The organism is Corynebacterium sp. LaCa78 (assembly GCF_046717505.1).
GTDB lineage: Bacteria > Actinomycetota > Actinomycetes > Mycobacteriales > Mycobacteriaceae > Corynebacterium.
Map to the genome: position 1 here is coordinate 1132955 of NZ_CP177112.1, position 25587 is coordinate 1158541.

Below are 25587 nucleotides of genomic sequence, written 5' to 3' on the forward strand. Positions count from 1 at the left end.
ATGTCATATCCCAGCACGCTGGACGCTCACGGATTGCGCAATTGGGCGCACCGCGCTGTAGGCGAGCTTTCCCATCGGCGCGCCGAAATTAACGCGCTCAACGTCTTCCCAGTGCCGGATTCAGATACCGGCTCGAATATGGCGCACACCATGGAAGCCGCCGTCGCCGAGGTGGAAAAGGCCGACGGCGACATTGCGGCTGCGCTAGCCATGGGGGCCGTGCGCGGGGCACGGGGAAATTCCGGGATGGTGCTCTCGCAGGTCCTGCGCGGAGTAGCGGAGGCCACCGTGGATTCCACCATCGATGGCGCCATCTTTGCAGCTTCGCTTATGCATGCGGTAGAGCTCGTGGACCGCGCGATTGCGGAACCGGTGGAAGGAACGGTTATTACCGTACTGCGATGCGCCGCAGAAACAGCGGAAAGCACCGCGCGGCAACCTAATTCCAGTTTTCACGGCGTCGTAGCGGATACTATTTCCGCCGCCCGCACAGCGCTAGCGGAAACACCCTCGCAGCTGCCAGAGTTGCGCGCGGCTGGGGTGGTAGATGCTGGCGGTGCCGGCCTGGTCATCCTTTTAGAAACCCTCCTTGCAGAAATCGAGGGCACGACCAGCCACTCGCCCGAATCCATGCCGGAGACAGTCACCGAACTTGAGGTGGTCTTCTTTTTCGAAGGCGATAGCGCGGTACTGAAGGAGAAGATTGCTCCCTTGGGCACGAGCTTGGTCATCGCGCAGGCAGGCGAAGATAGCGCCTCCATCCACATCCATTCCACCCAGGCCGGTGCGGTCATCGAAACCGCCTTTGCCGCTGGATCGGTCAGCAACCTGCGCCTAGAGGCCCTTCCGGAAGCCCCTGCTCAGCGAGAAAACACTGACGAAGGTCATACGCGCACCGTCTACGCTGCGGCGCCCGCCGGCCCCATGGCCGAGCTTGTGCAGTCCGCCGGGGTTACGGTGGTCGAACCAGGAGAAACCATCCACGCGGCGGGCGAGGACATCGTTTTATCCAGCGGGCTAGAAGAACACGCAACTGCAGCGCATACCGTGGAGATTTCTTCCCTTGCGGCGGGGCTAGCCGCCATCTCCGTCTATGAGCCGGATAATGCGGATACCGCCGCGGTCGTAGAATCCATGCGTGATGCGGCGCAGTCGATGCGGGTGGCGCACCCAGCAGAAGAATCTGAATTAGCCATCGCGCAGATGTGCCGCCAGCTGCTTGCTGCGGGCGGGGAACAGGTCACGGTCATTAGCCCGCTTAACATCTCGCAAGAAGAATTGGCGGCAGAGCTCGGCGTCGATGTGGTGGCCTTGCAGGTGCCGGATATTCCCACCGAGATTGGGGTGGAATAGCGATGCTTGGCTGGCAGGATGACCGCCCTCTGACCGAGGTACTGGATAAAAAAGACGCCACGAAGATCACCAAAGCGTTGGGATATAAGACCTGCGGGGAACTCTTAGCGCACTATCCGCGCGATTACATTCGCCATAATCAAGACGTGGGGCTTGGCGATGCCGCCGAGGGCGATATCGTCACCGTCACCGGAACCGTAACGGGAATAACAACCCGCGATACGGGCAAGACGACTATCATCAACGTCCAACTCGATGGCCATATCATCGCCACGTTCTTTAACGCCATGTACGTCTTGCGCATGCTCCACCGCGGGCAGCGGGTGATGATGAGCGGGAAATTAAAATACTTCCGTCAACAGCCCCAGCTACAGCAGCCGGATTTCGTAGAAATCGATGCCTTCGGGCGCCCAGACGGGGAACTCGCCGCCTACCGCGAACAGGCGCCAGCGACGGGAAAGAAAAAGCCGCAGAAGGCAACCGGATCCCTGCGCAACCTATCCCAATTCGGCCGACTCGATAAATTATTGCTCGAGAGGGAATGGATACCGGTATACCCCGCCACGGCAAAGATCACCTCGTGGTACCTCATGGGGGCCATCCACTACGTGCTCTCGCACACCCCAACCATCCGGGAACCTTTAGATCAGCAGATGATTATCAGCCTGGACCAAGCGGTGCGCGAAATCCATGAGCCCGGCGCGGCTGGCCCACAGCGCGCGATCCAGCGCCTCAAGTACAACGAGGCGCTCTCCATTGGCTTGGTCATGGCGCTGCGCCAACGCGATGCGCACGCGCACACGGCGCCGACGATGCCCGCTATTTTGGGCGGCTTCCGCGAAGAGTTATTGACCCACCTGCCCTTTGAGCTCACGCAAGGCCAGCGCAGGGTCATCACTGAGATCGACGATGACCTGTCTGGCTCCTTACCCATGATGCGCCTGTTGCAGGGCGAGGTGGGCTCGGGAAAAACGATGGTCGCCACCTGCGCCATGCTGCAGGCCATCGATGCCGGGAACCAAGCGGCGCTGCTTGCTCCCACCGAGGTTTTGGCTTCCCAGCACGCGGCCTCTATTGGCACGTCGGTTCCAGAAGGTGTCAAGGTTGTGCTCTTAACCGGCTCCATGCGGACCGCCGAGAAGCGCCAGGCCCTCCTGGATATCGTCTCGGGTGAGGCGAATATCGTCATCGGCACGCATGCCATCATTCAAGAATCGGTTGAGTTCTTCGATTTGGGGTTGGTGATCGTGGACGAGCAGCACCGCTTTGGCGTCGAGCAACGCGATAGCCTGCGCTCTAAGACGCGCGAGGGGATAAGTCCCCACGTCTTGGTCATGACGGCAACCCCCATCCCGCGTACCATCGCCATGACGATTTTCGGTGATCTCGCGGTATCGACGCTCGCTGAGCTGCCCGGCGGGAGAAAGCCGATCCAGTCCGCAGTGGTGGCGGAATGGCGGCCCATATGGGTGGCGCGGGCGCTCGAGCGCATCCGCGAGGAAGTGGCGCATGGCCACCAGGCCTATATCGTCTGCCCGCGCATAGAAGGCGAGGGCGGCGTGCTTGAATTGGCAGAACAGCTTGCCGCCGGCCCGTTTAAGGGACTGCGGGTAGATATCTTGCACGGCAAGATGCCGAATAAGGATGAGGTGATGACCTCATTTGCCCGGGGTGAGATCGATATCTTGGTATCGACCACGGTCATCGAGGTGGGCGTCGATGTTCCCAACGCCACGGTCATGCTCATCCGAGAGGCAGAGAATTTCGGTGTCTCCCAGCTACACCAATTGCGCGGGCGCGTAGGGCGCGGTGGGAACGCATCGATTTGCCTGATGCATACGAAAGCGGAGGATAATTCGGCCTCGTATCGGCGCATAACCCAGATTGCCCAGACTTCATCTGGGTTTGACCTTGCGGAATTAGACCTTCGGCAACGCCACGAGGGCGATATCCTGGGTGCGGTGCAATCTGGCACGCACCGGACGCTGCGGTTGCTCAACCTTGCAGATGACCAAGATATTGTCGAGCGCACTCACGCGGATGCGTATGCCATGGTCCAGCGCAATCCCCAGTTGGCCGAAGAGCTGACGCGCAATTTGAGCCAAAGCGAGCAGGAATACTTGGAGAAAAACTAAGAGGGGATAGGCTATAGGTATGAAAATCTACGCCCCCTTCGCGGGCATCGTTCGCTGCCATGTCGACGTAGGCGAGAAAATTAACACTGGTCAAGAGCTAGCTACCGTTGAGGCGACGAAGCTGGAATCGCCCGTCGTGTCCCCAGGCCCGGGGACGATTTCTCGCATAGCGGTGGCAGACTTTAGCGATGTTATTGGCGGGGACTTAATTATGGAGATTGGAGAAGCGTAAATGACGCGGATTATTGCAGGCGAAGCGCGGGGGCGGACTATCAAAGTTCCAGCGGAGGGAACGCGCCCGACCGCCGATCGCGCAAGGGAAGGCCTGTTTTCTTCGTTGAATGCCCGTTGGGGATTCCCAGGCTCCAAGGTGCTTGACCTATTCGCTGGATCCGGCGCCTTGGGGTTGGAAGCATTAAGCCGTGGGGCAGACGAGGCAGTGCTGGTGGAGTCCAACCCTGCGGCGGTGTCCATCATCAAGCACAACATAGGCGTGGTGAAACATCCCGGTGCTCGCGTGGAGGAAAAGAAAGTATCTACATACCTGGCCAGCGCCCCGCGCGGCTACTTCGACATGGTTTTAGCGGATCCGCCTTATGCGTTTGACGATGTCGCGGGGCTCATCGCCGCAATAGAGCCAGTGCTGACAGATAGCGCGATGGTGGTCATCGAACGCCACGTCGAATCGCCCGAGACCGACTGGCCAGAAGGGTTTGTGCCGACGGGGCAGAAATTAAAGAAGCGTACCTTCGGCATCGCGCGTATGGATATGGCAGTCTATACCCGTCCCGGTACCGACGATGCCGGGGACACCTTAGATAACTAGAGAAAGCGATATTTTATGACCACAGCCGTGTGCCCCGGGTCTTTTGATCCCATCACTCTTGGCCACGTCAATATTTTTGAGCGCGCCAGCCAGATGTTTGATGAGGTTACGGTGCTTGTTACTGGCAACCCAGAAAAGCCTTCCGGTTTATTTAGTGTGCACGAGCGCATGGACCTCATCTGCCAGAGCGTGGATTCGCGCATTAACGTGGACTATTGGTCCGGCCTGCTCGTGGACTATACCTCGCAGCACGGCGTTGACGTTTTGGTCAAGGGACTGCGTTCTTCCTTGGACTATGAATACGAACTGCCGATGGCGCAGATGAACCGGCGCTTGTCCGGCATCGATACGGTCTTTTTGCTTACCGATGAAAAGTACGGCTACATCAGCTCCTCGCTGTGCAAGCAGGTCGCGCAATTCGGCGGTGAGGTCACCGGCATGCTTCCTGATCCGGTAGTACAAGCGGTGAAAGAAAAATACCGCCGATGATATTGGCGCTGATTATTTTTGCCGTCGTTGTCGCGGGATCCACCCTGCAACGCGTCTCTGGCATGGGGCTTGGCCTTATTGGCGGGCCAATTCTGATGCTGGTCATGGGCCCGGTAGAAGGCATCCTCGTGATCAACGTCTTGGCGGCGGTCAATGCGCTGCTGACCACGGTGACTGTTCGCCGCAATGTCAGCTGGAGAATGTTTGGGCTCATCGCGCCCGTCATGATTATCGGTTCTCTGGCGGCCGCAGCGTTGATTAGCAAGATCGATACCGCAGGGCTATTGATAGTGGTGGGTGCAGCGCTTCTTATCGCCTTGGCGGTGGTGACCTACGGCGCTAGGTTCGTCCCGCCGATGGAGGGCAAGGGCCCGGCCATTTCTGCGGGCATTCTTGGCGGATTTACCAATACTTTGGCGGGAGTGGCAGGCCCGGTCATTACCGTCTACGCCCAGGCAGCCAAATGGCCGCAAGCCATGTATACAGCGACCTTGCAGCCGATTTTTGTGGTGGGCGGGCTCTTTTCCGTTATCACCAAGACGGCGCTCGGTGCAGCGACATTTGATGGCTTGCCCTGGATCATTTGGCCCGCAGGCATTGCCGGCATGTTTATCGGCATCTGGCTGGGCTCGCGCATCGCGCATGTAGTCTCCAGGGATATTGCGCGAGCATTGTCGCTATCGGTAGCTAGCCTCGGCGCTCTCAGTGCGCTGATTCGTGGCGTCGTCACCTACGGTGCCTAGGCGGCGACTGGCACCGCGCTATACCCGCTTAAAGCAGGGAGGATAAGAACTCCTTGGTGCGCGGCTGTTGGGGGTTTTCGAGCACTTCAGCCGGGGTACCGGATTCTAGGACTACGCCGCCGTCCATGAAGAAGATTTTATCGGCCACCTCGCGCGCAAAACCCATCTCGTGGGTAACCACGAGCATGGTCATGCCCTGGGCCGCGAGATCCTTCATGACGCGAAGGACCTCGCCAACGAGCTCGGGATCGAGGGCGGAAGTGGGTTCATCGAAAAGCATGAGCTTGGGATCCATCGCCACGGCGCGGGCGATGGCAACGCGCTGCTGCTGGCCGCCGGATAACTGAACCGGGAAGTTATCGGCCTTGGAAGCAAGTCCCACCTCCTCTAAAAGCTCCATGGCACGCTTCCGCGCCTTATCCTCCGGCACCTTCTTGACCTGCATTGGTGCTTCAATGATGTTTTCAATCACCGTGCGGTGGGGAAAGAGATTGAAAGATTGGAATACCATGCCGATATCGGAGCGCTGCTGTGCAGCTTGCTTCTCGCTGATTTCGTACAGGATTCCGTTCTTTTCGCGGTAGCCAATGAGCTCACCATCGACATAAAGGCGGCCCGCCGTGGCCTTATCCAGGTGGTTGACGCAGCGCAGGAAGGTTGATTTACCGGATCCGGAAGGGCCCAATAGGCAGGCAACCTCGCCGGGTTGGACCTCTAAGTCGATGCCCTTGAGCACCTCGAATTGGCCGAAGGATTTGTGCACATTCTGTGCGGAGATCATGGGAGTGTTCATTAGTTTTTACCCTCCTGGATTACGGAGACGTTGCGGGGGATAGTACCTTCGGCATCGGCAAGCGCGGCCAGCTGGCGCCCGGTGAGCTCGCGGGTGGCGCCGCGCTCAAAGTGGCGCTCGAGGAAGTACTGGCCCACCATGAGCAGGGAAGTAATGACCAAGTACCACGAGGCGGCGACCATCAAGAGCGGAATGGGCTGGAAGAGGGCTGCGGAAATGTCCGTGGCGCGGCCGAAGATCTCGTGGGTATAGGGGATGGCGACCACCAGTGACGAGGTCTTGAGCAGGGAAATGAACTCATTGCCTGTTGGCGGGATGATAATGCGCATCGCCTGCGGCAATACGGTGCGCCGCATGGTCATCCACCAAGACATGCCGAGGGCCTTGGAGGCTTCCTTTTGACCTTCCGGAACCGAGGAAATGCCCGAGCGCACGATTTCGGCCATATAGGCGGCCTCATTGAGCCCCAAGCCCATGACCGCCAAGAAGAAGGCATTGGTCAACACACTTTGCAAGGAGACCTCTGCAAAGCCCAAGTTGATGGATTGATAAATCGCAGATAGCAAGCCCCAGAAGACAAGCTGGACATAAATCGGGGTGCCGCGAAAAATCCACAGGAAGATCCAGGAAATGGCGCGCAGGATGGGATTGGGCGACATGCGCATCACGGCGAGGATGGCGCCGCCTACCACGCCAATGATCATGGACAAGATGGTGATCGCAATCGTGTGCAGGGAGGCGATAGCGATGCGCTGATCAAAGAGATACTGGAAGTACGTATCCCACCCGAAGGCCTCATTGCGCGCGGAGGCAATGACAAACCACAGACCAAGAATGAGCAACACGACCGCGCAGAGCCACCGCCAGGGGTGGCGCAGTGGCCGGGCTTCGATCTTAGCGGGTGCCTCCTGCTGTGCCGTGGGGCCGGCTGCCTCTTTGTGCTCGTTAACCATTGATGGGCCTTTCATTAATCATCGCCTGGTCTACTAATCCATCTTCAATTCCCCAGCGGGCCAAGATCTCCGCGTACTCACCGGTATCGATGAGGTGCTGGAGGGCAGCGGCTGAGGCCTTGGCCAAGTCCGAGTCCTTCGGGACCGCGAAGCCGTAAGGAGAGGCCTGGAACATATCGCCCACAGCGCGCATCTTTCCCTCGGAGCGATTGACCGCCCAAGCCGTTACCGGCGAGTCCGCGGATAAAGCATCGGCGCGGCCCATAAGGACGGCGAGCGCGGCGTTATCCCCGGTGTCATAGGACAAGACGGTGAGATCGCCATCGCAGGCTTCTTGCTTGGGGCGCACATCATCGGTCTCTGACACGGTGGTGCGCTGCACGGCGACGGTCAGACCGCAAGGGTTTTGGGGATCGACCCTATTGGGGCCATCGACAAGCTCTGCCCACTGGATGCCCGCATAGAGGTGGTCCACGAAGTCGAATTCATCGCGGCGATCGGCCGTATCCGTAAACCCAGAGGCACCCATGTCTATCTGTCCCGATTGCACAGCCGGCAAAATCATGGAGAAGTCTTGCTCTAGGGCCTGGAATTTCAGGCCCAGCACGCCTGCGACGGCGCGGGCAAGGTCAAGCTCTACGCCCTGCAGATCGCCGTGGGAGTCCTTGAGCTGAAATGGGGCATAGGGCGGGTTTGTACCTGCCGTGAGCACACCGTCATCGTCGTGGTACATCGCGGCAATTTCGGGAACTTCGCTGGTCTGGGGTTCCTGCCAGCCCTCTGGAGTCGAATCCTCCTCGTTGACCACGCACGCGCTCAAGGGGAGTACGCACGCCATCACGGCGGCCGTTAGTGGTCGATGATTAATCGCCCAGGGCATTAATATTCCGCCGTCCTTTCCTCGATGGCTTTCGCGTTCCTGCGGTCTACATAGATGAAGATGGACACGATAATGGCACCGAGGATGAAGTATCCGATGATGGCGCCCGAAGAAGCGTCCTGGTCAGCACCCCACGGCCACAGGGCGCGCAGGGATCCCAGCATGAAGCCCGCCATGGCGGCCAGGGTGGGCGCGCGGTGGGTGCTCAGCAAATAGTTGAGCAATTTGATGAAGGCGGCGAGGCCACACAGGGCACCCAGCGCAAAGACGCCCATGGTGCTTAATTCACGGTCCGATACTGCGCCAATGATCGGCTGGTAGAGCCCCATAGTCAGCAAGATGAGCGAGCCGGAAATACCCGGCAGAATTAGCGCGCATACGGCGATTGCTGCGGCAAAGAAGACCACGATGAGGCTCGGGTCATCCTGCGGCTCAGAGGTAAAGCCCGTGACGATGAAAATCAGGACGGCAGCAGCGATAAACGCGATGATGGACGAGGGGGCGGTGCGCTCCGCCTTAGACAACATGGAAAGCGGAACGATGATGGAGATGACCACCATGCCTAAAAAGAGGGCGCTGGAGGCAGAGACGTTGTTGTCGACGAAGTTAGACAGGAGCGTGGAAAAGCCGAATACGGCGATTAGCATGCCGACGGCAACTGAGGCTAGAAAGGACCACTCGACCTTTTTAAAGTTGCCGGAGATGAGGTCATTGGCATTGCGGACGGCGCGCTCATAAATCCCCACGATGAGGGCGACGGTTCCGCCGGAGATGCCGGGAACCAGCTCGGCCATACCGATGAGGGCGCCACGAATGGCGTTCAAAATATAGTGCATAAATTAAAAATCTACCTGGGTACAAGACATGACTGCGTTTGACGGGCCACTCGGGGTGCCAAAAACTCTTTGCTCAAGACCGTACGGCGAGGTGTAGCACCGCCCGCGGTGGCTTAAGCCTGCATATCTTTCATTACTTTAACGGTTACCCACCTTATATGAGACGGGCTTGTGCTTAAAGTCTCGAGGTAAGAAGGCGTAATTTTGCAGCAGTTAGGCTTCTCGGGCGTTGTGTAAATATGCAATTCGCGGAAGGATATAAGCTGAATCGAGGCCGCTGTAGGGGACATAGGGAACTAGGCGGCATGACGAAACCCCGCTTCCTTCGTGGATATATTTCCGGAAAGAAGCGGGGTTGTACTGTGCCCCTGGTGAGACTCGAACTCACACTGGACGGGTTTTGAATCCGTTGCCTCTGCCAATTGGGCTACAGGGGCAATCAAAAGCGAGCGCCTTTGACTGTTGGAAATACTAGCGCAGGGGTTGGCGCAATTCCTAATTGGGGTCCCTTTCCGGTGAAAAGGCCTGCTCAAGACGGTGAGGTTGGGCGGGGTATCGCCGTGTCCATTGTGTTGCCTAATATGGGGCAGGTGACTTCCAATAAGACCCGCCTTTTGCTCATTGACGGCCATTCCATGGCATTTCGTGCCTTTTATGCCCTCCCGGTGGAAAACTTTTCTACCTCCGGTGGTCAGCACACCAATGCCGTGTATGGCTTTTTATCCATGCTGTCCAATATCGTCTCTGAGGAAAGGCCGGATGCTATCGCGGTTGCTTTTGACGTTGGCCGGAAGACTTTCCGCACGGAGATGTTCCCGGATTATAAGGCGCAGCGCGAGGCCGCGCCGGAAGAATTTAAGGGCCAAGTAGATATCATTCGCGATACCTTAGAGACCTTGGGTATTACGACGCTCTCGCGTGAAAATTACGAGGCCGACGATATTTTGGCAACCCTTGCCACCCAGGCACAGGGCTACGAGACGCTGATTGTCACCGGTGACCGGGATTATCTGCAGCTGGTTACGGATTCGACCACGGTGCTCTATCCCATGAAGGGCGTATCCACGCTGCACCGGTTTACCCCAGAAGCCGTCGAGGATAAATACGGGCTTACCCCCGCGCAGTATCCCGACTTTGCTGCTCTGCGCGGCGACCCTTCCGATAACCTCCCCGGCATTCCCAAGGTGGGAGAAAAGACCGCCACCAAGTGGATAGTCAAGTACGGAGACTTGGCTTCCTTGGTAGAGCACGCCGAAGAAATCAACGGCGTGGTGGGAAATAACTTCCGCGAACGCATCGAGCAGGTGCAGATGAACCGGAAGCTCACCCAGATGATTACAGACATGGACTTAGATGTTGGCCCTGATGATCTGGCCTTTAGGGGAGCCAAGGTTGCCGATGTCGCCGCGAAGTTCGATGAGCTGGAGTTTGGTACCAACCTGCGCGACCGTGTCTTATCCGCCATCCCCAACGATGGTGCAGAGGCTGCTGAGCAAGCTGCGGACACCCCAGACGTAGAGCTCACTATCGATGACGCCTCCTTGAGCGAGTGGCTACCTGGCCGCGAGCACGTAGCTGTGTATGTGCAGGGCGAGGGCATCCCAAGTCAGGGTGATGCTTCTGCCATCGCGTTTGTGGATCGCAACCATCATGGCCTGCAGGTGGAACTCGGAGAACTTTCCGCCGATGAGGAAAAGGCCTTGGTCCAGTGGCTAGAATCGTCGGCCCCTAAGTATTTCCACGCCGCAAAGGCCGCGTTCCACATGCTGGCAGGGCGCGGCATTGAGCTCAACGGGCTTGCGCACGATACGGCCTTGGCGGCGTATATCCTGCGCCCAGGCCAGCGCACCTACGAGCTTTCCGATGTCTACCAGCGCCACCTTCAAAAATCCCTCGGCGCCGCCTCGGAGCAGATGTCGCTGCTCGATAGCTCCTCCCTGGTAGATCAGGCGGCGGCAATCATGGAGCTGGCGGAAAAACTCACCGCGGAACTGCAGGACATCGACTCTTTCGAGCTCTATACCGACCTGGAATTGCCGCTGGTGACCATCCTGGCACGCATGGAGACTACGGGCATCGCGGTCGATGTCGATATTTTGGAAACCCAAAAGGATGCCTTCGTGGAGCAGGTGGCTGAACAAGAACGCTCCGCGCGCGAGCTTGCTGGCGATGACAAGCTCAATTTGAATTCGCCCAAGCAGCTGCAAAAGGTACTTTTTGAGACCTTCGATATGCCCAAGACGAAAAAGACGAAGACCGGCTACTCCACGGCCGCGAAGGAAATCGAGCAGCTGGCCATCAAGCACCCGCACCCGTTCTTGGACCACCTATTGGCCCACCGCGAGTACCAGAAGATGAAGACCACGCTGGAGGGCCTTATCAAGACCGTCCAGCCGGATGGGCGCATCCACACGACCTTTAACCAGACGGTGACCTCGACGGGACGTTTGTCCTCGACGGAGCCCAACCTGCAAAACATCCCGGTGCGCACGGAGGCCGGCCGACAAATTCGCTCGGCGTTTATCGTAGGCGAGGGATTTGAACAGCTAATGACCGCGGACTATTCGCAGATTGAAATGCGCGTTATGGCGCACCTTTCTGCAGATCCCGGGCTGATTGAGGCCTACAAGGCCGGCGAAGACCTGCACAATTTCGTCGGTTCTAGGGTCTTCGATGTGCCGGTCGATCAGGTGACTCCTGAGCTGCGCCGCCGCGTAAAGGCCATGTCTTATGGCTTGGTCTATGGCCTATCCGCATTTGGACTTTCGCAGCAGCTGGGAATCCCTGCTGGTGAAGCCAAGTCCATTATGGAAAGCTACTTCGAGCGCTTTGGCGGCGTGAAGAAGTACCTGGATGATGTCGTGGAGCAAGCCCGCAAGGATGGTTATACGGCCACGCTCTTTGGTCGCCGCCGCTACCTGCCAGAGCTCAACTCCGATAACCGGCTGGCCCGCGAAAACGCGGAACGCGCTGCGCTCAATGCCCCAATCCAGGGAACGGCCGCAGATATCATTAAGGTCGCGATGATTCGCGTGGACCGCGCGTTGCGCGATATGAAATCCCGTGTATTGCTCCAGGTGCACGATGAATTGGTGGTGGAGGTCGCCCCCGGTGAGGCCGATCAAGTCCGCGAGATTCTTGAGCGCGAGATGGATTCTGCCATCGAGCTGAATGTGCCACTCGAGGTCTCTGCTGGTGCCGGCACGGATTGGGACGCCGCGGCCCACTAGTTCGATGATGATGCTTAACCGGCGTGAGCGCGCCCGCATGCGCTTGGCCGCCCAGGGGCTTACGGCCCTGCGCTGGCACACCGCCGCAGAGGCAGTCCGCGCCTTTGGCGTCATGCAGGGCCAGGACCTGCATTCGGTGCGCCGGTCCTTGGCACTGCGTGCACCGAATGAATCGGATAACTCCGAGATCGTGCGCGGCTATGCGATGCGCAATACGTTGTTCGCCGCCTCCGTCAAGGATATGGGCTGGATAACCGAGCTATGTGCGAAGCCTCGCAAGGGAGACGCCGCGGTACGGGAAGCCGTGCTGCAGCTTATCGATGCCCCATTAACGCGCGCAGAATTGAAATCACGCGCCGCCCAAGCCTTGCCCGAGTTGCCTTTCTGGCACGTAGTACGTATCGGCATGGAAAGCGGGCATGCGTGTTATGCGGGCGAAGAACAGCTCATTACTCCGGTCGAGCTAGACGGCTTGGAGGCCCTTTTTAACGGCGACTCGGTGGCCGCCACGACGGAATTGATGACGCGCTATTTTCGCACCCATGGGCCGGCGACTGTGCAGGACTTTGCGTGGTGGTGCAAGCTGCCCCAAAGACTTATTCGTCCCGCAGCGGAGAAGTTGCCTGATGACCTTATCCGGATAGGAAGGGAAGGCGAGGAGCTGGTCTCTGCAGAGGTCCTAGAGCTACCAGAGGTGAAAAAGAAGAAATCGGTGCTGCTTTTAGGCGCCTTTGATGAGTATATCCTGGGCTACCAAGATCGGCTTTTGCCATGTCAGTGGATATGCACCACGCTCTCGTTCCCGGAAACCAGGGCATTTTTCGTCGCGCCATCGTTATCGACGGCCAAGTGCGCGGCATGTGGAATAAACAGGGGATTGAGGACTGGGGAATTCCTGCCTATGCGGCACGCCACGTGGAACGCCAGTGGAAAGAGTGCTGAGAAGTGCGTGAAGGAGAATAGGATTTTAAAGTAATTTCATGGAGTTTCTCGGAAAACGTATTAGGTGGAAGTCTCGCCCCTTCGTCTTGCGCTTTTTTGAGTCTATGTGGGCAGCCATGGTCCCATACCCGGCGGGACAGATTGCTGAGAGCGGCTTAAAAGAAGCGGTAAGCAGCGATACATTTTACTTCATTTACTATGCGGTCATGGTTTTGGGCTTTTTCCTTTCTGCTGGTAACGCCGCCAGGGAAGGCGAGAACCCGTGGTGCTACCGGGGACAGGCGGCCGGTGTAATGACCGTGGTCTCCGTGATTGCAGTGGCCTTCCCGTATTCGTGGGTATTCGCGTCCATTACTATTGCTGCCTTGGCGTATTACTTTTGGCCGCGCATCGCGGTGGAATCCTCCTGAGGTCGCTTTTCCACTAGGCAGCCAGCCAAGAGGTCAAAGGGAGTTTGGCCGATGGCTAAAACCGAAAGGCCTAAAAGTGCAACGACTATACCGTCGATGTTCCAACCAGTAAGCGTCAGGGGCGTAAGCAGCAGCCACGAATTGCGCAGGCACGCGGTGACAAACGGCGAGCGGGCCGGGATGATTTCGAGCTGCATCGACCATTTGCCCAGGGACGTAGACTTCTTCGTTTCCACCCACACGCGGTAGGTATAAAAGACCACGGCGAGAGCGACCGCCTCGTAGATCTCTTCGGGGCGGCCGGATAAGGGGGTACTGGCAAGAGCATTAATCAGCCACCGCACCACGGTGACGATGGCGGCCACGAGAAAGGCGTCGATCCACCAAGCCACGGCGCGGCGCAGGAAAATTCCCAGTCTTTCGGCAATCATGTTCTCTACGTTAGCTGTAGGCGCGGCAGATGAAAATCATGCTGCCAGGGAAAATTTCCCCGCGCTGCCTAGACCACTGACCCCAGGTGGTATCTAAGCCTTCGGGCCATTCCGGTTCGATGATGTCCTCGATGAGGAATGGTCCGCGACCTTGGAGCGCGCGGAACCAATCGCTGATGGTGCGGTGAAATTCGGCATAGGTTAGCGTCCCGGCGGAATCGTGTTCCAGATAGGCGCGGTCGAAATAACTTATCTCAGCGGTGAGGCTGGTGGGATCATCGGGGAAGATCCAGCGCATTGGGTGGGTCACGGAGAATACGAAGCGTCCACCTGGGCGCACCACGCGGGCAACCTCCGCGAGCGCGGCATCGAGATCGGCGAGGAAGGGTAATGCGCCGAATGCAGAGAATGCCACGTCAAAGGAATCAGTGGCGTAGGGCAGTGCCAGCGCATCGGCTTGGATGAGCGCCAACCCGGGATCTGCGTGGGAGAGCATGCCGCGGGAAATATCGCAGCCGGTGACAAAGCGGGCGCGGGTGCTGAGCCACTGGGTGCAGGCGGCAGAACCGCAGCCGATTTCGAGGACAGCGGCAGAGGAGACATCGCCAAGCAACTGCGCATCGGCCTCGTGCAACATCTCCGGGCACCAGTAAAAAGAGGAGAGGTACTCGGGGTGCTCGGCATGGTAAGAGACCGCATCATCATCCCAGTGGGATTGATTGGCGCGAGAGGGCGAAGTCATTGGGGTGCGCTACCTTTCTTGGTGGCGTGCAATATTTGCCGTATAAGCTGGACAGATGTAGGCTCTTACAAGCATGTCTATGCCACGGGTTGTTGCAGGCTATTGTAGGAAAGCTTGGGGCAATCACGCGGCGGGATCGAATGCGGCCTCTATCTCCTGTATTTGTGCAGTGTAGACGGGCTTTTAATTCGAGAGACACGCAGTTGTCCACGAACGATTTCCTACATTTATTCGGAGCATTTTTACAATATGCCATCTTCTACTACCCCTCAGGTTGCGATCAACGATATCGGAACCGCAGAGGACTTCCTCGCAGCTGTAGACGCCACCATCAAGTACTTCAACGATGGTGACATTGTCGGGGGTACCGTCGTCAAGGTTGACCACGACGAGGTACTGCTGGACATCGGATACAAGACCGAAGGCGTTATCCCTTCCCGCGAGCTGTCCATCAAGCACGACGTCAACCCCGACGAGGTCGTCGAGGTCGGCGATGAGGTTGACGCACTTGTCCTGACCAAGGAGGACAAGGAAGGCCGCCTGATCCTGTCCAAGAAGCGCGCACAGTACGAGCGTGCTTGGGGCGCCATCGAGGAGCTGCAGGCCAAGGAAGAGCCGGTTACCGGTACCGTCATCGAGGTTGTCAAGGGCGGCCTCATCTTGGACATCGGCCTGCGCGGCTTCCTGCCTGCTTCCCTCGTTGAGATGCGTCGCGTCCGCGACCTGGAGCCTTACATTGGCCAGGAGCTGGAAGCTAAGATCATCGAGCTGGACAAGCAGCGCAACAACGTTGTCCTGTCCCGCCGTGCATACCTGGAGCAGACCCAGTCCGAGGTCCGTTCCGAGTTCCTGCACCAGCTGCAGAAGGGTCAGGTCCGCAAGGGCGTTGTCTCTTCCATCGTCAACTTCGGCGCCTTCGTCGATCTTGGCGGCGTCGACGGCCTGGTCCACGTGTCCGAGCTGTCCTGGAAGCACATCGACCACCCATCTGAGGTTGTCACCGTTGGTGACGAGGTAACCGTTGAGGTTCTGGACGTTGATCTGGACCGCGAGCGCGTTTCCCTGTCCCTGAAGGCAACCCAGGAAGACCCATGGCGCGTCTTCGCCCGCACCCACGCTGTGGGCCAGATTGTGCCGGGCAAGGTCACCAAGCTGGTTCCGTTCGGTGCGTTCGTTCGCGTCGAGGAAGGCATCGAGGGCCTGGTTCACATCTCCGAGCTGGCTCAGCGCCACGTCGAGGTTCCGGACCAGGTTGTCACCGTTGGCCAGGAAGTTATGGTCAAGGTCATCGACATCGACCTCGAGCGTCGTCGTATCTCCTTGTCCGTCAAGCAGGCTGACGAGGACTACTCCGAAGAGTTCGATCCGTCCAAGTACGGCATGGCTGACTCCTACGACGAGCAGGGCAACTACGTGTTCCCAGAAGGCTTCGACCCGGACACCAACGAGTGGAAGGAAGGCTTCGACGAGCAGCGTCAGGCTTGGGAAGCACGCTACGCAGAGTCCGAGCGCCGCTTCAACCTGCACACCGCTCAGATCGAACGCAACCGCGCTGCCGCCGCAGAGGCCGCGGAGTCCGCTGAAGCATCCTCCAACTACTCGTCTGACTCCTCCGATGCAGCTCCGGCATCGGAGACTCAGGCAGAGTCCGGTGGATCCTTGGCTTCTGACGAGCAGCTCGCTGCACTGCGCGACAAGCTCGCCGGCAACTAAGACGCCTTTGGAACTTGGGGTGATATAACCCCTAACTCCACGCAGCTGCACTAGCCGCGTCCTTCTCCTTTTGGGAGACAGGACGCGGCTTTGTGAGTTTTATGACAGTATATGCAAACGATTGCCCGTTATTTTTCGTTTGCGGGTTCTTGACCTGCGGAGAAGTGACTGGGCCTCCAGAAAAGACAACTACCCCCACTAAAGGCCACTGAATTGGGCTTTTGTTTGTGTTGTCTCTCACTTATAATCCGAGTGTGACGTAATAGCCAGTTGAGTACTGACTATTGTTTTGTCTTTATGCAAGGAGTTGAAGTGGCATCTGTTAAGGACACTTCCACACACATCATCGATAGCTTGGGCGGCGCCGATAACATCACGTCGCTGACGCACTGCGCGACGCGCCTGCGTTTTCAACTCGCTGATGTGGGGAAAGTAGATCAGGAAAAGCTAGAAAGCGATACGGCCGTTCTCGGTTCCGTCACGCAGGGTACGCATGGCTACCAAGTGGTCATGGGTGGCGGCGTGGCCAACTACTACGGCGAAATCATCAAGGACCCTGGGGTAAACCCGCCGGATGAGGAGGGCTCCTCATCCAAGAAGAACTACGATGGTGTGCGCGGTAAGTACGATTGGATCGACTACTGCTTCGAGTTTCTCTCTGATACCTTCCGCCCGATTCTGTGGGCGCTGCTTGGTGCCTCCCTCATCATCACGCTGCTGGTGCTGGCGGATACCATTGGCATCCAAGACTTCCGCGCGCCGTTGGAAGAACAGCCTGAGGGCTACCGCTTGGCCCACGCGATGTTCCAATCGGTCTTCTACTTCCTGCCGGTGATGGTGGGTGCCACCGCCGCGCAGAAGCTAGGTGCGAATATGTGGGTCTCGGCCGCAATTCCTGCCGCACTGCTGACACCGGAATTCATGTCCCTGGGTGAACAGGGCGATACCGTGAACGTCTTCGGCCTGCCGCTGGTGATTAACTCTTACGGCTCCCAGGTATTCCCCCCGATTTTGGCCGCTATCGGCCTGTTCTGGGTGGAAAAGGGTCTGAAGAAGGTCATCCCGAGCGCCGTACACATGGTCTTCGTGCCATTCTTCTCGCTGCTCATCATGATTCCGGCCACGGCCTTTTTGCTCGGCCCATTCGGCATCGGCGTGGGCAACGGCATCTCCTGGGTACTGTTCCAGATCAATGACTTCTCGCCGTTCATCTTGGCCATTGTCATTCCGCTGCTGTACCCATTCCTGGTGCCCATGGGCCTGCACTGGCCGCTCAACGTGATCATGATTCAAAACATCACGACCTACGGCTACGACTTTATCCAGGGCCCGATGGGTGCGTGGAACTTTGCCTGCTTCGGTGTCACCGGCGCCGTGATGGTCATCTCCATGAGGGAGAAGAACAACTCCATGCGCCAGGTTTCCGTCGGTGCATTCGCAGCCGGCATGCTCGGCGGTATTTCGGAGCCGTCCCTCTACGGTATCTTGCTCCGCTTCCGCCGCACCTACTACCGCCTGCTGCCGGGTTGTGCCATTGGTGGTGCAGTGATGGGGCTATTCGATGTCCGCGCTAACGCCTTCGTCTTCACCTCCATCTTGACCACCCCAGCCATGACCCCGCAGGTGGGCTACATCATCGGCATCGCCGTGGCATTCTTCACCTCCTTCTCCCTCACGCTGCTGTTTGGCTACCGCACCGCAGAGGAAAAGCAGGCCGACCTCGAGCGCATCGCCCGCGAAAATAACGAGACTGTGGAAGAGGTCGCTAGCCGCTCCGAGTCCCGCATCATCGGAGGATCCGATGATGAGTCGGACGGTTCTGACAATGCACAGGCTGCAGGGGTTGCGTCCGCCACCGGGATCGCCACCAAGGAAGCAGAACAGGCAACCATCAAGCTGGACTCTCCTCTGGAGGGTGAGGCCGTGGACCTGTCCGAGGTACCCGATCCCATCTTCGCCGGCGCGAAGCTTGGGCCAGGCGCTGCAGTGAAGCCAACCGGCAATACCGTCTACGCGCCTGCCGATGGCACCGTGCTCACCGTCCAAAAGTCCGGCCACGCGATCGGTCTGAACCTGGATAACGGCGTACAGCTGCTCATCCACGTTGGCCTGGATACCGTGGAACTCGGCGGCGAGGGCTTTGATGTCCACGTGGAAAAGAAACAGCGCGTTTCCGCTGGCGATAAGCTCATCAGCTTTGACGCAGACTTCATCAAGTCCAAGGACTACAACCTGATTACCCCGGTCGTTGTTACCAACGCCAAGAAATTTGGTTCCGTGAGCGGCACTACCGGCGCTGTCACCCCAAGCGATGAACTCTTGCAGATTCATCCAAAGCCGGAAGAAGAACTCGAGTCCTAATAGACACGCGTAAATTCCGTACCAAGGAGCCCAGGCAGTCGTGCCGGGCTCCTTTTCGCGTACCCTGGTACCTTATGAAGCTAATCGGATTAACCGGGGGAATTGGCAGCGGGAAATCTACGGTAGCGAAGCTGTGCGCCCGGCGCGGCTGGCGGGTGGTGGACGCAGATCGCATAGCGAGGGACATCGTCAAGCCTGGCCAACCGGCATTGGCCGAGCTAGCGGAGAAATTCGGCGAGGACATCCTGCAGGAAGACGGCAGCCTCGACCGCAAGGAACTCGCTCGCCGGGCCTTCGTGGACAAGGAGCATACCGAGCTCCTCAATTCGATTACGCACCCGCGCATCCAAGAAGAGACCCAGCGGCAATTTGCCGCCGCGCGCGAAGAGGGCGTTGATTTTACGGTCTATGACATGCCGCTGCTGGTGGATAATGGGCTCGACGGGGATATGGATTTTGTCATCGTCGTGGACGTGGACCCAGAAGAGCGGGTGCGGCGCCTCGTGGATTTCCGCGGACTCGATGAGGAAGACGCGCGCAAAAGGATTAACGCCCAGATTTCTGATGAGAAGCGGCTCGCGGCAGCAAGCCATGTCATAGACAATAACGGCACGCAGGAACAACTGGCCGAGCACGCAGCGGCGGTCTGCGATGAGATCGAGGCGGCGTCTTCTTAACCTTAACCTTTTTGGTAGGTAGCGTTAACGCATTTTCCTATTAATGTTTACTTTTGGCTCCTACACTACTTGAGCGTGGGAACTTGGGGCACTGGACCATTCGATAATCACGCGGCGCGAGACGTACTCGATAGCCTGCGGGATGGTTCTTTTGATCTCCGGCACTTTCAGCGATCGTGCGGCACGGGGGTGCTCGATTCCGATGAAGCCGAAGCGGTCATAGCATTAGGTGCACTGACGAAGCTGCCTGCCGATGGCCTGCCAGACGGCGTAGCCCCACGGGATCTTACGTCCCTGTACACCCCGCAATCTAAGGCATGGCTGCGCCGGCGCATCAACCAAGCGATGTGCTCTGAGTCCTCGTCGGTCTACGCGCTCTGGGAACCAACGGGGGAGCTGAACCAGTGGCTGCACACCGCCCAGGCCGCGCTGCCGTGAAATGGCTAGCAGGAGCGTCCAAGCAGTAGAATAGCGGGCATGGCTTTTGCTGCTGAACATCCCCTTATTCCAAACTCTGAACACCGCGTCGTCGGCGAGGTAGAACGCACCCCCGGCAAGTTTCAGGTCGTTTCTGATTATGAACCCGCAGGTGACCAGCCTGCGGCCATCAAGGAACTTGATGAGCGCCTCAACCGTGACGAGCGCGACGTTGTGCTCATGGGCGCAACCGGTACGGGTAAGTCCGCGACGGCCGCGTGGTTGATTGAAAAGCAGCAGCGACCCACGCTCGTCATGGCGCCCAATAAGACCTTGGCCGCGCAGCTGGCCAATGAGCTGCGCCAATTATTGCCCAATAACGCGGTGGAATATTTCGTCTCCTATTACGACTACTACCAGCCAGAAGCCTATATCGCGCAGACCGATACCTATATTGAAAAAGACTCCTCCATCAATGAGGACGTCGAGCGCCTGCGCCACTCGGCCACCTCTGGATTGCTCTCGCGGCGCGATGTCGTGGTGGTCTCCTCGGTCTCGTGCATCTACGGCCTGGGTACCCCGCAATCCTATTTGGATCGCTCGGTCATTATCGCCGTCGACGAGGAGCTCGATAGGGACCGTTTCCTCCGGCTTTTGGTGGATATCCAATATGAGCGCAACGATGTGGGCTTTACCCGCGGTACCTTCCGCGTCAAGGGCGATACGGTCGATATCATTCCGGCGTACGAGGAGCGCGCGGTGCGCATTGAGTTTTTCGGCGATGATATCGACTCGCTGTACTATATCCACCCGGTAACCGGTGACGTTATCGAACAGGTCGATGAAGTGCGCATTTTCCCCGCCACGCACTACGTGGCCGGCCCAGAGCGGATGGAAAAGGCCGTGGCCGATATCAAGGAAGAGTTGGCTGAGCGCCTCGAGGATCTAGAAAACCGCGGCAAGCTCCTAGAAGCACAGCGGCTGCGCATGCGCACGGAATATGACCTAGAGATGATCGAGCAGGTGGGGTTCTGTTCCGGCATTGAGAACTACTCCCGCCACGTGGATGGCCGCCCGGCGGGGTCCGCGCCAGCCACGCTCTTGGACTATTTCCCAGAGGATTTTCTTACCATCATCGATGAGTCCCACGTGACCGTGCCACAGATAGGCGGCATGTACGAAGGCGATATGTCGCGCAAGCGAAACCTGGTGGAATTTGGCTTCCGCCTGCCATCCGCGGTGGACAACCGGCCACTGACCTTCGATGAGTTTGAAGAGCGCGTTGGTCAAACCGTCTATATGTCCGCCACCCCTGGCGATTTCGAAATGACCTCCTCCGGCGGCGAGTTTGTCGAGCAGGTCATTCGCCCGACCGGCCTGGTCGATCCTAAGGTGACGGTGAAGCCCACAAAGGGCCAGATTGATGACCTTATTGATGAGATCCGCGGCCGCATCGCCTCTCAGGAGCGCGTATTGGTCACCACCTTGACCAAGCGCATGGCAGAAGACCTGACGGATTACCTCTTGGAGCAGGGGATTAAGGTCCGCTACCTGCACTCGGATATCGATACGCTGCAGCGCGTGGAGCTGCTGCGCCAATTGCGCCAGGGCGAATTCGACGTGCTCGTGGGCATCAACCTCTTGCGCGAGGGCTTGGACTTGCCCGAGGTCTCGCTCGTGGCCATCCTCGATGCGGATAAGGAAGGCTTCTTGCGCTCGACGACGTCGCTCATCCAGACCATTGGCCGCGCCGCGCGTAACGTATCGGGCGAGGTCATCATGTACGCGGATAAAATCACCGACTCGATGCAAGAAGCCATCGATGAAACGGAGCGCCGCCGCGAGAAGCAGATTGCCTATAACAAGGAACACGGTGTGGATCCGCAGCCGCTGCGCAAGAAGATCGCGGATATCTTGGACCAGGTCTATGAGAACAATGAGGAGGAGACCGCCGAGTCGGATCCTTCAGCGGTGGTGGAAAAGCGCGACGTGTCCAGCATGGCCACCGATGAGGTTGAGGCGCTCATCAATGACCTGCAGGCACAGATGGGCGCTGCCGCGCGCGAACTGAAATTCGAGTTGGCCGGCCGGCTGCGCGATGAGATTGCGGATTTGAAGAAAGAACTGCGCGGGCTGAAGGAAGCCGGAATCTAGCGGCGTGCGCGCCGTCCTGGTAACGCTCTCCCCCTAAAAGTGCGCACTACTGCAACGATCGGCTTATTGGTCCGGCGTCCTGACTATACTGGGGGCGACTAAAAGCCGGTTCAATGTGCCGACCTAGTACTTCACCAGCAAGGAGAATCATGCTTTCGTATCACACCATCGCCGTCGGTACCGATGGCTCTGAAACTTCCCTGCGCGCCGTGCGCTCGGCGGCATCCATGGCGCGGGCATACGATGCCAAGCTCATTATCGTCTCCGCAGCCTATAACCATTCTGGGTCCATGCTCGGCGCCCCCAGCGGTGAGGGCTCCAGGCTACCGGTGGTCAGCGAAGAAATGGCCGATACCTACCTCACGAACGCGCAGCGGATTGCTGAGTCCGAAGGGGCGGAAAACATTGAGGTGGTCACCACCCCCGGTGACCCCGTCAACGCCTTAATCGAGGTCACGGAGAAATACGACGTTGAGCTCCTAGTCGTGGGCAATCGCGGCGTTAATTCCATGCGCGGGCGCGTTTTTGGCTCGGTGCCAACGGAACTTACCCATAAATCCAAGGTGGATGTCGTGGTGGTTAACACGAGTGAAAAACGTTAATCACTTTTCATTGTTAGACTTGCAGTAACGCCAAGTTGGCACACTAGAATAGTTAGGGTACACACCCACAAAGAAAGGTCATCATGAGCGACTACAGCACGATTGTTGTCGGTACTGACGGTTCCAAGTCCTCCCTCCTCGCCGTGGAGCGAGCAGCCAAGATTGCCGCTGCATTCGATGCCACGCTGATCATCGGTTGTGCTTACTACGAGAATCAAGAGCAGGCTTCGAAGACCTTGCGTCAGGATTCCGTCACTATTCTTGGTGATGAGAAAGCCGAAGCCAACCTGCAGGCAGGCAAGGAAGAAGCGGAAAAGCACGGTGTTTCCAAGGCAGAAACCGCCGTCCGCCCTGGCACGCCGGTGCAAGCCCTGATGTCCATTGTCAATGACAATGATGCAGACCTGCTCATCGTTGGTAACCGCGGCATTAATTCCCTGACCGGCCGTCTGCTCGGCTCGGTGCCAGCGGATGTGGCGCGTCAGTCCGATTGTGACGTCATGATTGTTCACACCGTCAATTAATCTAGGCTTTCGCCTGACCGGCTTTCGCCTTACCCACCGCGGCGAGTCCACCTCTGGATTCGCGCGGTGGGTTTTGTGATCCCAGCGGGCTAAAGCACGCCGGCAGTATCTCCTACAAGGGTCAGCGTTTGCGTGGCCCGGGTGATGCAGACGTACAGATTCTGCAGCCCCTGCGGGGAGGCATCGACAATCTCGCGCGGGTGAAGCACGATAACGTGGTCGAATTCGAGGCCCTTAACTGCTTCGGCGTTCGTGGAATCAATGACCGCGGTCAGGCGGCCATCGTCCTCGGTGGTAATGCCGGGGGTGAAGTCGGCATCGGCAAGCCGGCGCACCGGCTCGCCATCGCGGATGGCAATGGCCGGGGTGGCATCCGGATCGATGGAGGCCAACAGGCCATTGGCAAGCTCGGTAATGGGCTCGGGCGTGCGGTAATTGACGGTAAGGAGGTGGTGGCGGAAGCGCTGGGCGATGAACGGTTCCAGGGCCTCGCCCCAGTCATCCACGCCGGCAGGGGAGCCCGTCTGCGAGGTATCGCCAACCAACGTCATCCACCGGGACGGGCAGCGGCGGAAGAGCATCCGCCATTCCATCGGGGTAAGCTCCTGCGCCTCGTCCACGATGATATGGCCAAAGGCCCACGTGTGATCCTCCCGGGCGCGCTGCGCGGTGGTGCGCGTATCCCGCACCTCCTGGCGCTGCGCCAGGGTTTCTGCGTCGATCACGTCGTGCGCCGAAAGAATTTCCGCCTCAAACATGTCATCGTCGTTATCGGTCGATTCGGAGGAGGACAGGATATCCAGCGCACCTTCTGCATCCGCGATTTGCTCGCGCCACTCGGCGTCCTTGGCCGCCTTCTTTTCCTCCGGATTGGGCAGCCCGATGAGGACGGCCAACTCATCCAAAAGGGCAGCATCGGAATCAGTCCAGGCGTAGCCATCAGCGCGGTACAAGGCGGCCTGGGTTTCCTCGTCGTAGCCGCGGGCAGCCGAGGCAATGCGTTCGCGGGAAGACAATAACGCGGCGAGTACCTCAGAGGGATCAAGCTCGGGCCAAAAATCATCGATGCAGCCCACCACGGACTCATCAATGGCAAGATCGTCGTGGAATTGGTCCACATCCGCGCGGCTTAAGAGGTTTTCCCCGCCCAGGGGATCCGTGCCCACCTTGGTGGCCATCTCCTGGGCCAGGTCCTCTACGAAGTGCTCGATGAACGCCTCGCGCGCCTGGTTATGCGGCTTGCGTGAGCGGCGGGCGCGGGTGCGCGCCCTCTTCACCATGGACGGCGTGATGGTCAGGGTCAGGCCATCCACGGTGATGTCCCGAGGCTCATTCGGCACCTGCTGATAATCCTTGACGGCGGCGCTCAGGATTTCCGCCATGGCCGCACTGCCCTTAATCTCGCGGCCCACAAGCCCCTCGGTATGGGTGGGAGTAATGCCGGGAAATAACCCACCGATGGTGGAGAGCACGACACCGGTTTCACCGAGTTCTGGCAGCACGCGGGAAATATAGTCCAAGAAATTGGTATTGGGCCCAACGATGAGTACACCGGTGGAAGATAGCAGTTCGCGGTGGGTATAGAGCAGGTAGGCAACGCGGTGCAGCGCGACGGCAGTCTTACCGGTGCCGGGGCCGCCTTCTACGACCATGACGCCGCGGGTATTATCCCGAATGATCTCGTCCTGCTCGCGCTGGATTGTTTCCACGATGGACGTCATGTGTCCCGTGCGGGCGCGTTGCATGGCAAAGTACAGGGCGGACTCGCTCGCCACGCCCGCCTCTTCCTCTCGCACGCCTGGGCCATCTAAGGCCTCATCATTGACATCAGTGACCGTGCGGCCGGACATGCGGATCTGGCGGCGCGTGTGTACGCCTTCAGGTTGTGCGGTGGTGGCGAGGTAAAAGGGGCGGGCCATGGGCGCGCGCCAATCCAGAAGGAGGGTGCGATAGTTTTCTTCGCGCGCATCCAAACCCATGCGGCCGATATAGCGGCGGTCCAGTCCTTCTTCAGTCGGGTTATCGCCGGGAGCATCGATATCGATACGGCCAAAGACGAGCCCCATCTGCGCGACGTTGAGGCGGTCCAATTTGGCCTGCAAGCCGTGGTATTCCGTTTCGCGGCGCACTAAGGCATCGGCATCGGGGGTCGCCGGATCGACCTCGGCCTGGACCTCATTCAGGCGCGCGTTTGCCGCGGCTACCTCGTCATCTAGGCGGTCAAAAAGGCCATCGACATAGTTCTGCTCGGCTTCGATGGCTGAAATTCCAGCGTTATCCGCGCGGCTGGATGAAGATGCGTCAGCGGGAGAATGAGTGGCTGGAGAATTCTTCGGTGCAGAGTTCACAAGACTCCTCAGAATGAAACACGAAAAT

23 protein-coding genes and 1 tRNA gene are annotated in these 25587 nt (G+C 58.5%); 16 read left to right on the plus strand and 8 right to left on the minus strand.

Annotated elements, in window-relative coordinates; genetic code table 11:
* Genes ACLI1O_RS05495 through ACLI1O_RS05520 form a run of 6 tightly spaced genes read left to right on the plus strand, consistent with a single transcriptional unit; the run spans position 1 to position 5546 of the window.
* Entirely contained in the window at positions 1-1353 is a 1353-nt protein-coding gene (locus tag ACLI1O_RS05495; protein WP_284770516.1) for a DAK2 domain-containing protein, read from the plus strand.
* Between the two features lie 2 nt (positions 1354-1355).
* Positions 1356-3488 carry an ATP-dependent DNA helicase RecG gene (locus ACLI1O_RS05500; protein WP_411707017.1) on the plus strand — a complete coding sequence of 711 codons (2133 nt, stop codon included), beginning with the start codon at positions 1356-1358 and terminating at the stop codon, positions 3486-3488.
* Positions 3489-3507: 19 nt separating this feature from the next.
* The gene (locus tag ACLI1O_RS05505; RefSeq protein ID WP_284628432.1) at positions 3508-3720 is read left to right on the plus strand and encodes a biotin/lipoyl-containing protein; all 213 of its coding nucleotides are present in this window, start codon (positions 3508-3510) and stop codon (positions 3718-3720) included.
* A complete protein-coding gene (gene rsmD / locus ACLI1O_RS05510) occupies positions 3721-4314 on the plus strand; it encodes a 16S rRNA (guanine(966)-N(2))-methyltransferase RsmD (protein WP_411707018.1) in 594 nt (197 codons plus the stop codon).
* A gap of 15 nt (positions 4315-4329) precedes the next feature.
* Positions 4330-4803, plus strand: a complete 474-nt coding sequence (gene coaD, locus ACLI1O_RS05515) for a pantetheine-phosphate adenylyltransferase (protein WP_411707019.1) — start codon at positions 4330-4332, stop codon at positions 4801-4803.
* Complete coding sequence (locus ACLI1O_RS05520; protein WP_005282637.1) at positions 4800-5546, plus strand: sulfite exporter TauE/SafE family protein; 747 nt, start codon at positions 4800-4802, stop codon at positions 5544-5546. Before coaD ends, ACLI1O_RS05520 begins: the two co-directional genes overlap by 4 nt.
* Before the next feature lie 28 nt (positions 5547-5574).
* On the opposite strand, the gene ACLI1O_RS05525 is transcribed toward ACLI1O_RS05520, so the two are convergent.
* The 5 genes from ACLI1O_RS05525 to ACLI1O_RS05545 form a co-directional block, all read right to left on the minus strand.
* Positions 5575-6339 carry an amino acid ABC transporter ATP-binding protein gene (locus tag ACLI1O_RS05525; protein ID WP_284770511.1) on the minus strand — a complete coding sequence of 255 codons (765 nt, stop codon included), beginning with the start codon at positions 6337-6339 and terminating at the stop codon, positions 5575-5577.
* The gene (locus ACLI1O_RS05530; protein WP_284783040.1) at positions 6339-7292 is read right to left on the minus strand and encodes an amino acid ABC transporter permease; all 954 of its coding nucleotides are present in this window, start codon (positions 7290-7292) and stop codon (positions 6339-6341) included. Before ACLI1O_RS05530 ends, ACLI1O_RS05525 begins: the two co-directional genes overlap by 1 nt.
* Positions 7285-8172, minus strand: coding sequence for an ABC transporter substrate-binding protein (locus ACLI1O_RS05535; protein ID WP_284782980.1), 888 nt, complete (start codon positions 8170-8172; stop codon positions 7285-7287). The genes ACLI1O_RS05530 and ACLI1O_RS05535 overlap by 8 nt, the downstream gene beginning before the upstream one ends.
* Entirely contained in the window at positions 8172-9008 is an 837-nt protein-coding gene (locus ACLI1O_RS05540) for a DUF368 domain-containing protein (protein WP_284782982.1), read from the minus strand. The genes ACLI1O_RS05535 and ACLI1O_RS05540 overlap by 1 nt, the downstream gene beginning before the upstream one ends.
* 363 nt (positions 9009-9371) lie before the next feature.
* A tRNA-Leu gene (locus ACLI1O_RS05545) sits at positions 9372-9445 on the minus strand.
* A 144-nt stretch (positions 9446-9589) separates the two neighbouring features.
* Between ACLI1O_RS05545 and polA the strand changes: the two genes are divergently transcribed.
* Genes polA through ACLI1O_RS05560 form a run of 3 tightly spaced genes read left to right on the plus strand, consistent with a single transcriptional unit; the run spans position 9590 to position 13590 of the window.
* On the plus strand, positions 9590-12238 hold the full coding sequence (gene polA, locus ACLI1O_RS05550) for a DNA polymerase I (RefSeq protein ID WP_284770556.1): 2649 nt from the start codon (positions 9590-9592) through the stop codon (positions 12236-12238).
* A gap of 4 nt (positions 12239-12242) precedes the next feature.
* Positions 12243-13214 (plus strand): DNA glycosylase AlkZ-like family protein, encoded by a 972-nt coding sequence (locus ACLI1O_RS05555; protein ID WP_411707020.1) that lies wholly within the window; start codon positions 12243-12245, stop codon positions 13212-13214.
* A gap of 4 nt (positions 13215-13218) precedes the next feature.
* Positions 13219-13590, plus strand: coding sequence for a hypothetical protein (locus ACLI1O_RS05560; RefSeq protein WP_284770507.1), 372 nt, complete (start codon positions 13219-13221; stop codon positions 13588-13590).
* Here the strand turns inward: ACLI1O_RS05560 and ACLI1O_RS05565 are convergent.
* Together ACLI1O_RS05565 and ACLI1O_RS05570 are read right to left on the minus strand one after the other, a co-directional pair.
* On the minus strand, positions 13554-14021 hold the full coding sequence (locus tag ACLI1O_RS05565; RefSeq protein WP_284770506.1) for an RDD family protein: 468 nt from the start codon (positions 14019-14021) through the stop codon (positions 13554-13556). The genes ACLI1O_RS05560 and ACLI1O_RS05565 overlap by 37 nt on opposite strands.
* A 10-nt stretch (positions 14022-14031) precedes the next feature.
* Positions 14032-14763, minus strand: a complete 732-nt coding sequence (locus tag ACLI1O_RS05570; protein WP_284796594.1) for a class I SAM-dependent methyltransferase — start codon at positions 14761-14763, stop codon at positions 14032-14034.
* Between the two features lie 249 nt (positions 14764-15012).
* Here ACLI1O_RS05570 and rpsA point away from each other — a divergent pair, with 249 nt between their 5' ends.
* The 7 genes from rpsA (at position 15013) to ACLI1O_RS05605 (ending at position 23211) form a co-directional block, all read left to right on the plus strand.
* Positions 15013-16476 carry a 30S ribosomal protein S1 gene (gene rpsA / locus ACLI1O_RS05575; protein WP_239269876.1) on the plus strand — a complete coding sequence of 488 codons (1464 nt, stop codon included), beginning with the start codon at positions 15013-15015 and terminating at the stop codon, positions 16474-16476.
* 297 nt (positions 16477-16773) lie between these two features.
* Complete coding sequence (locus tag ACLI1O_RS05580; RefSeq protein ID WP_239269875.1) at positions 16774-18837, plus strand: glucose PTS transporter subunit IIA; 2064 nt, start codon at positions 16774-16776, stop codon at positions 18835-18837.
* 74 nt (positions 18838-18911) lie between these two features.
* Positions 18912-19514 (plus strand): dephospho-CoA kinase, encoded by a 603-nt coding sequence (coaE, locus tag ACLI1O_RS05585; RefSeq protein WP_239269874.1) that lies wholly within the window; start codon positions 18912-18914, stop codon positions 19512-19514.
* Positions 19515-19589: 75 nt separating this feature from the next.
* Positions 19590-19952 carry a DUF4259 domain-containing protein gene (locus tag ACLI1O_RS05590; protein ID WP_239275779.1) on the plus strand — a complete coding sequence of 121 codons (363 nt, stop codon included), beginning with the start codon at positions 19590-19592 and terminating at the stop codon, positions 19950-19952.
* Between the two features lie 39 nt (positions 19953-19991).
* Positions 19992-22085, plus strand: coding sequence for an excinuclease ABC subunit UvrB (uvrB, locus tag ACLI1O_RS05595; protein WP_411707021.1), 2094 nt, complete (start codon positions 19992-19994; stop codon positions 22083-22085).
* Between the two features lie 149 nt (positions 22086-22234).
* Positions 22235-22687, plus strand: a complete 453-nt coding sequence (locus ACLI1O_RS05600; RefSeq protein WP_239269871.1) for a universal stress protein — start codon at positions 22235-22237, stop codon at positions 22685-22687.
* A gap of 83 nt (positions 22688-22770) precedes the next feature.
* On the plus strand, positions 22771-23211 hold the full coding sequence (locus ACLI1O_RS05605) for a universal stress protein (RefSeq protein ID WP_411707022.1): 441 nt from the start codon (positions 22771-22773) through the stop codon (positions 23209-23211).
* Positions 23212-23300: 89 nt separating this feature from the next.
* Here the strand turns inward: ACLI1O_RS05605 and ACLI1O_RS05610 are convergent, their stop codons facing one another.
* Complete coding sequence (locus tag ACLI1O_RS05610) at positions 23301-25559, minus strand: HelD family protein (protein ID WP_239269870.1); 2259 nt, start codon at positions 25557-25559, stop codon at positions 23301-23303.
* Between the last annotated feature and the right edge of the window lie 28 nt (positions 25560-25587).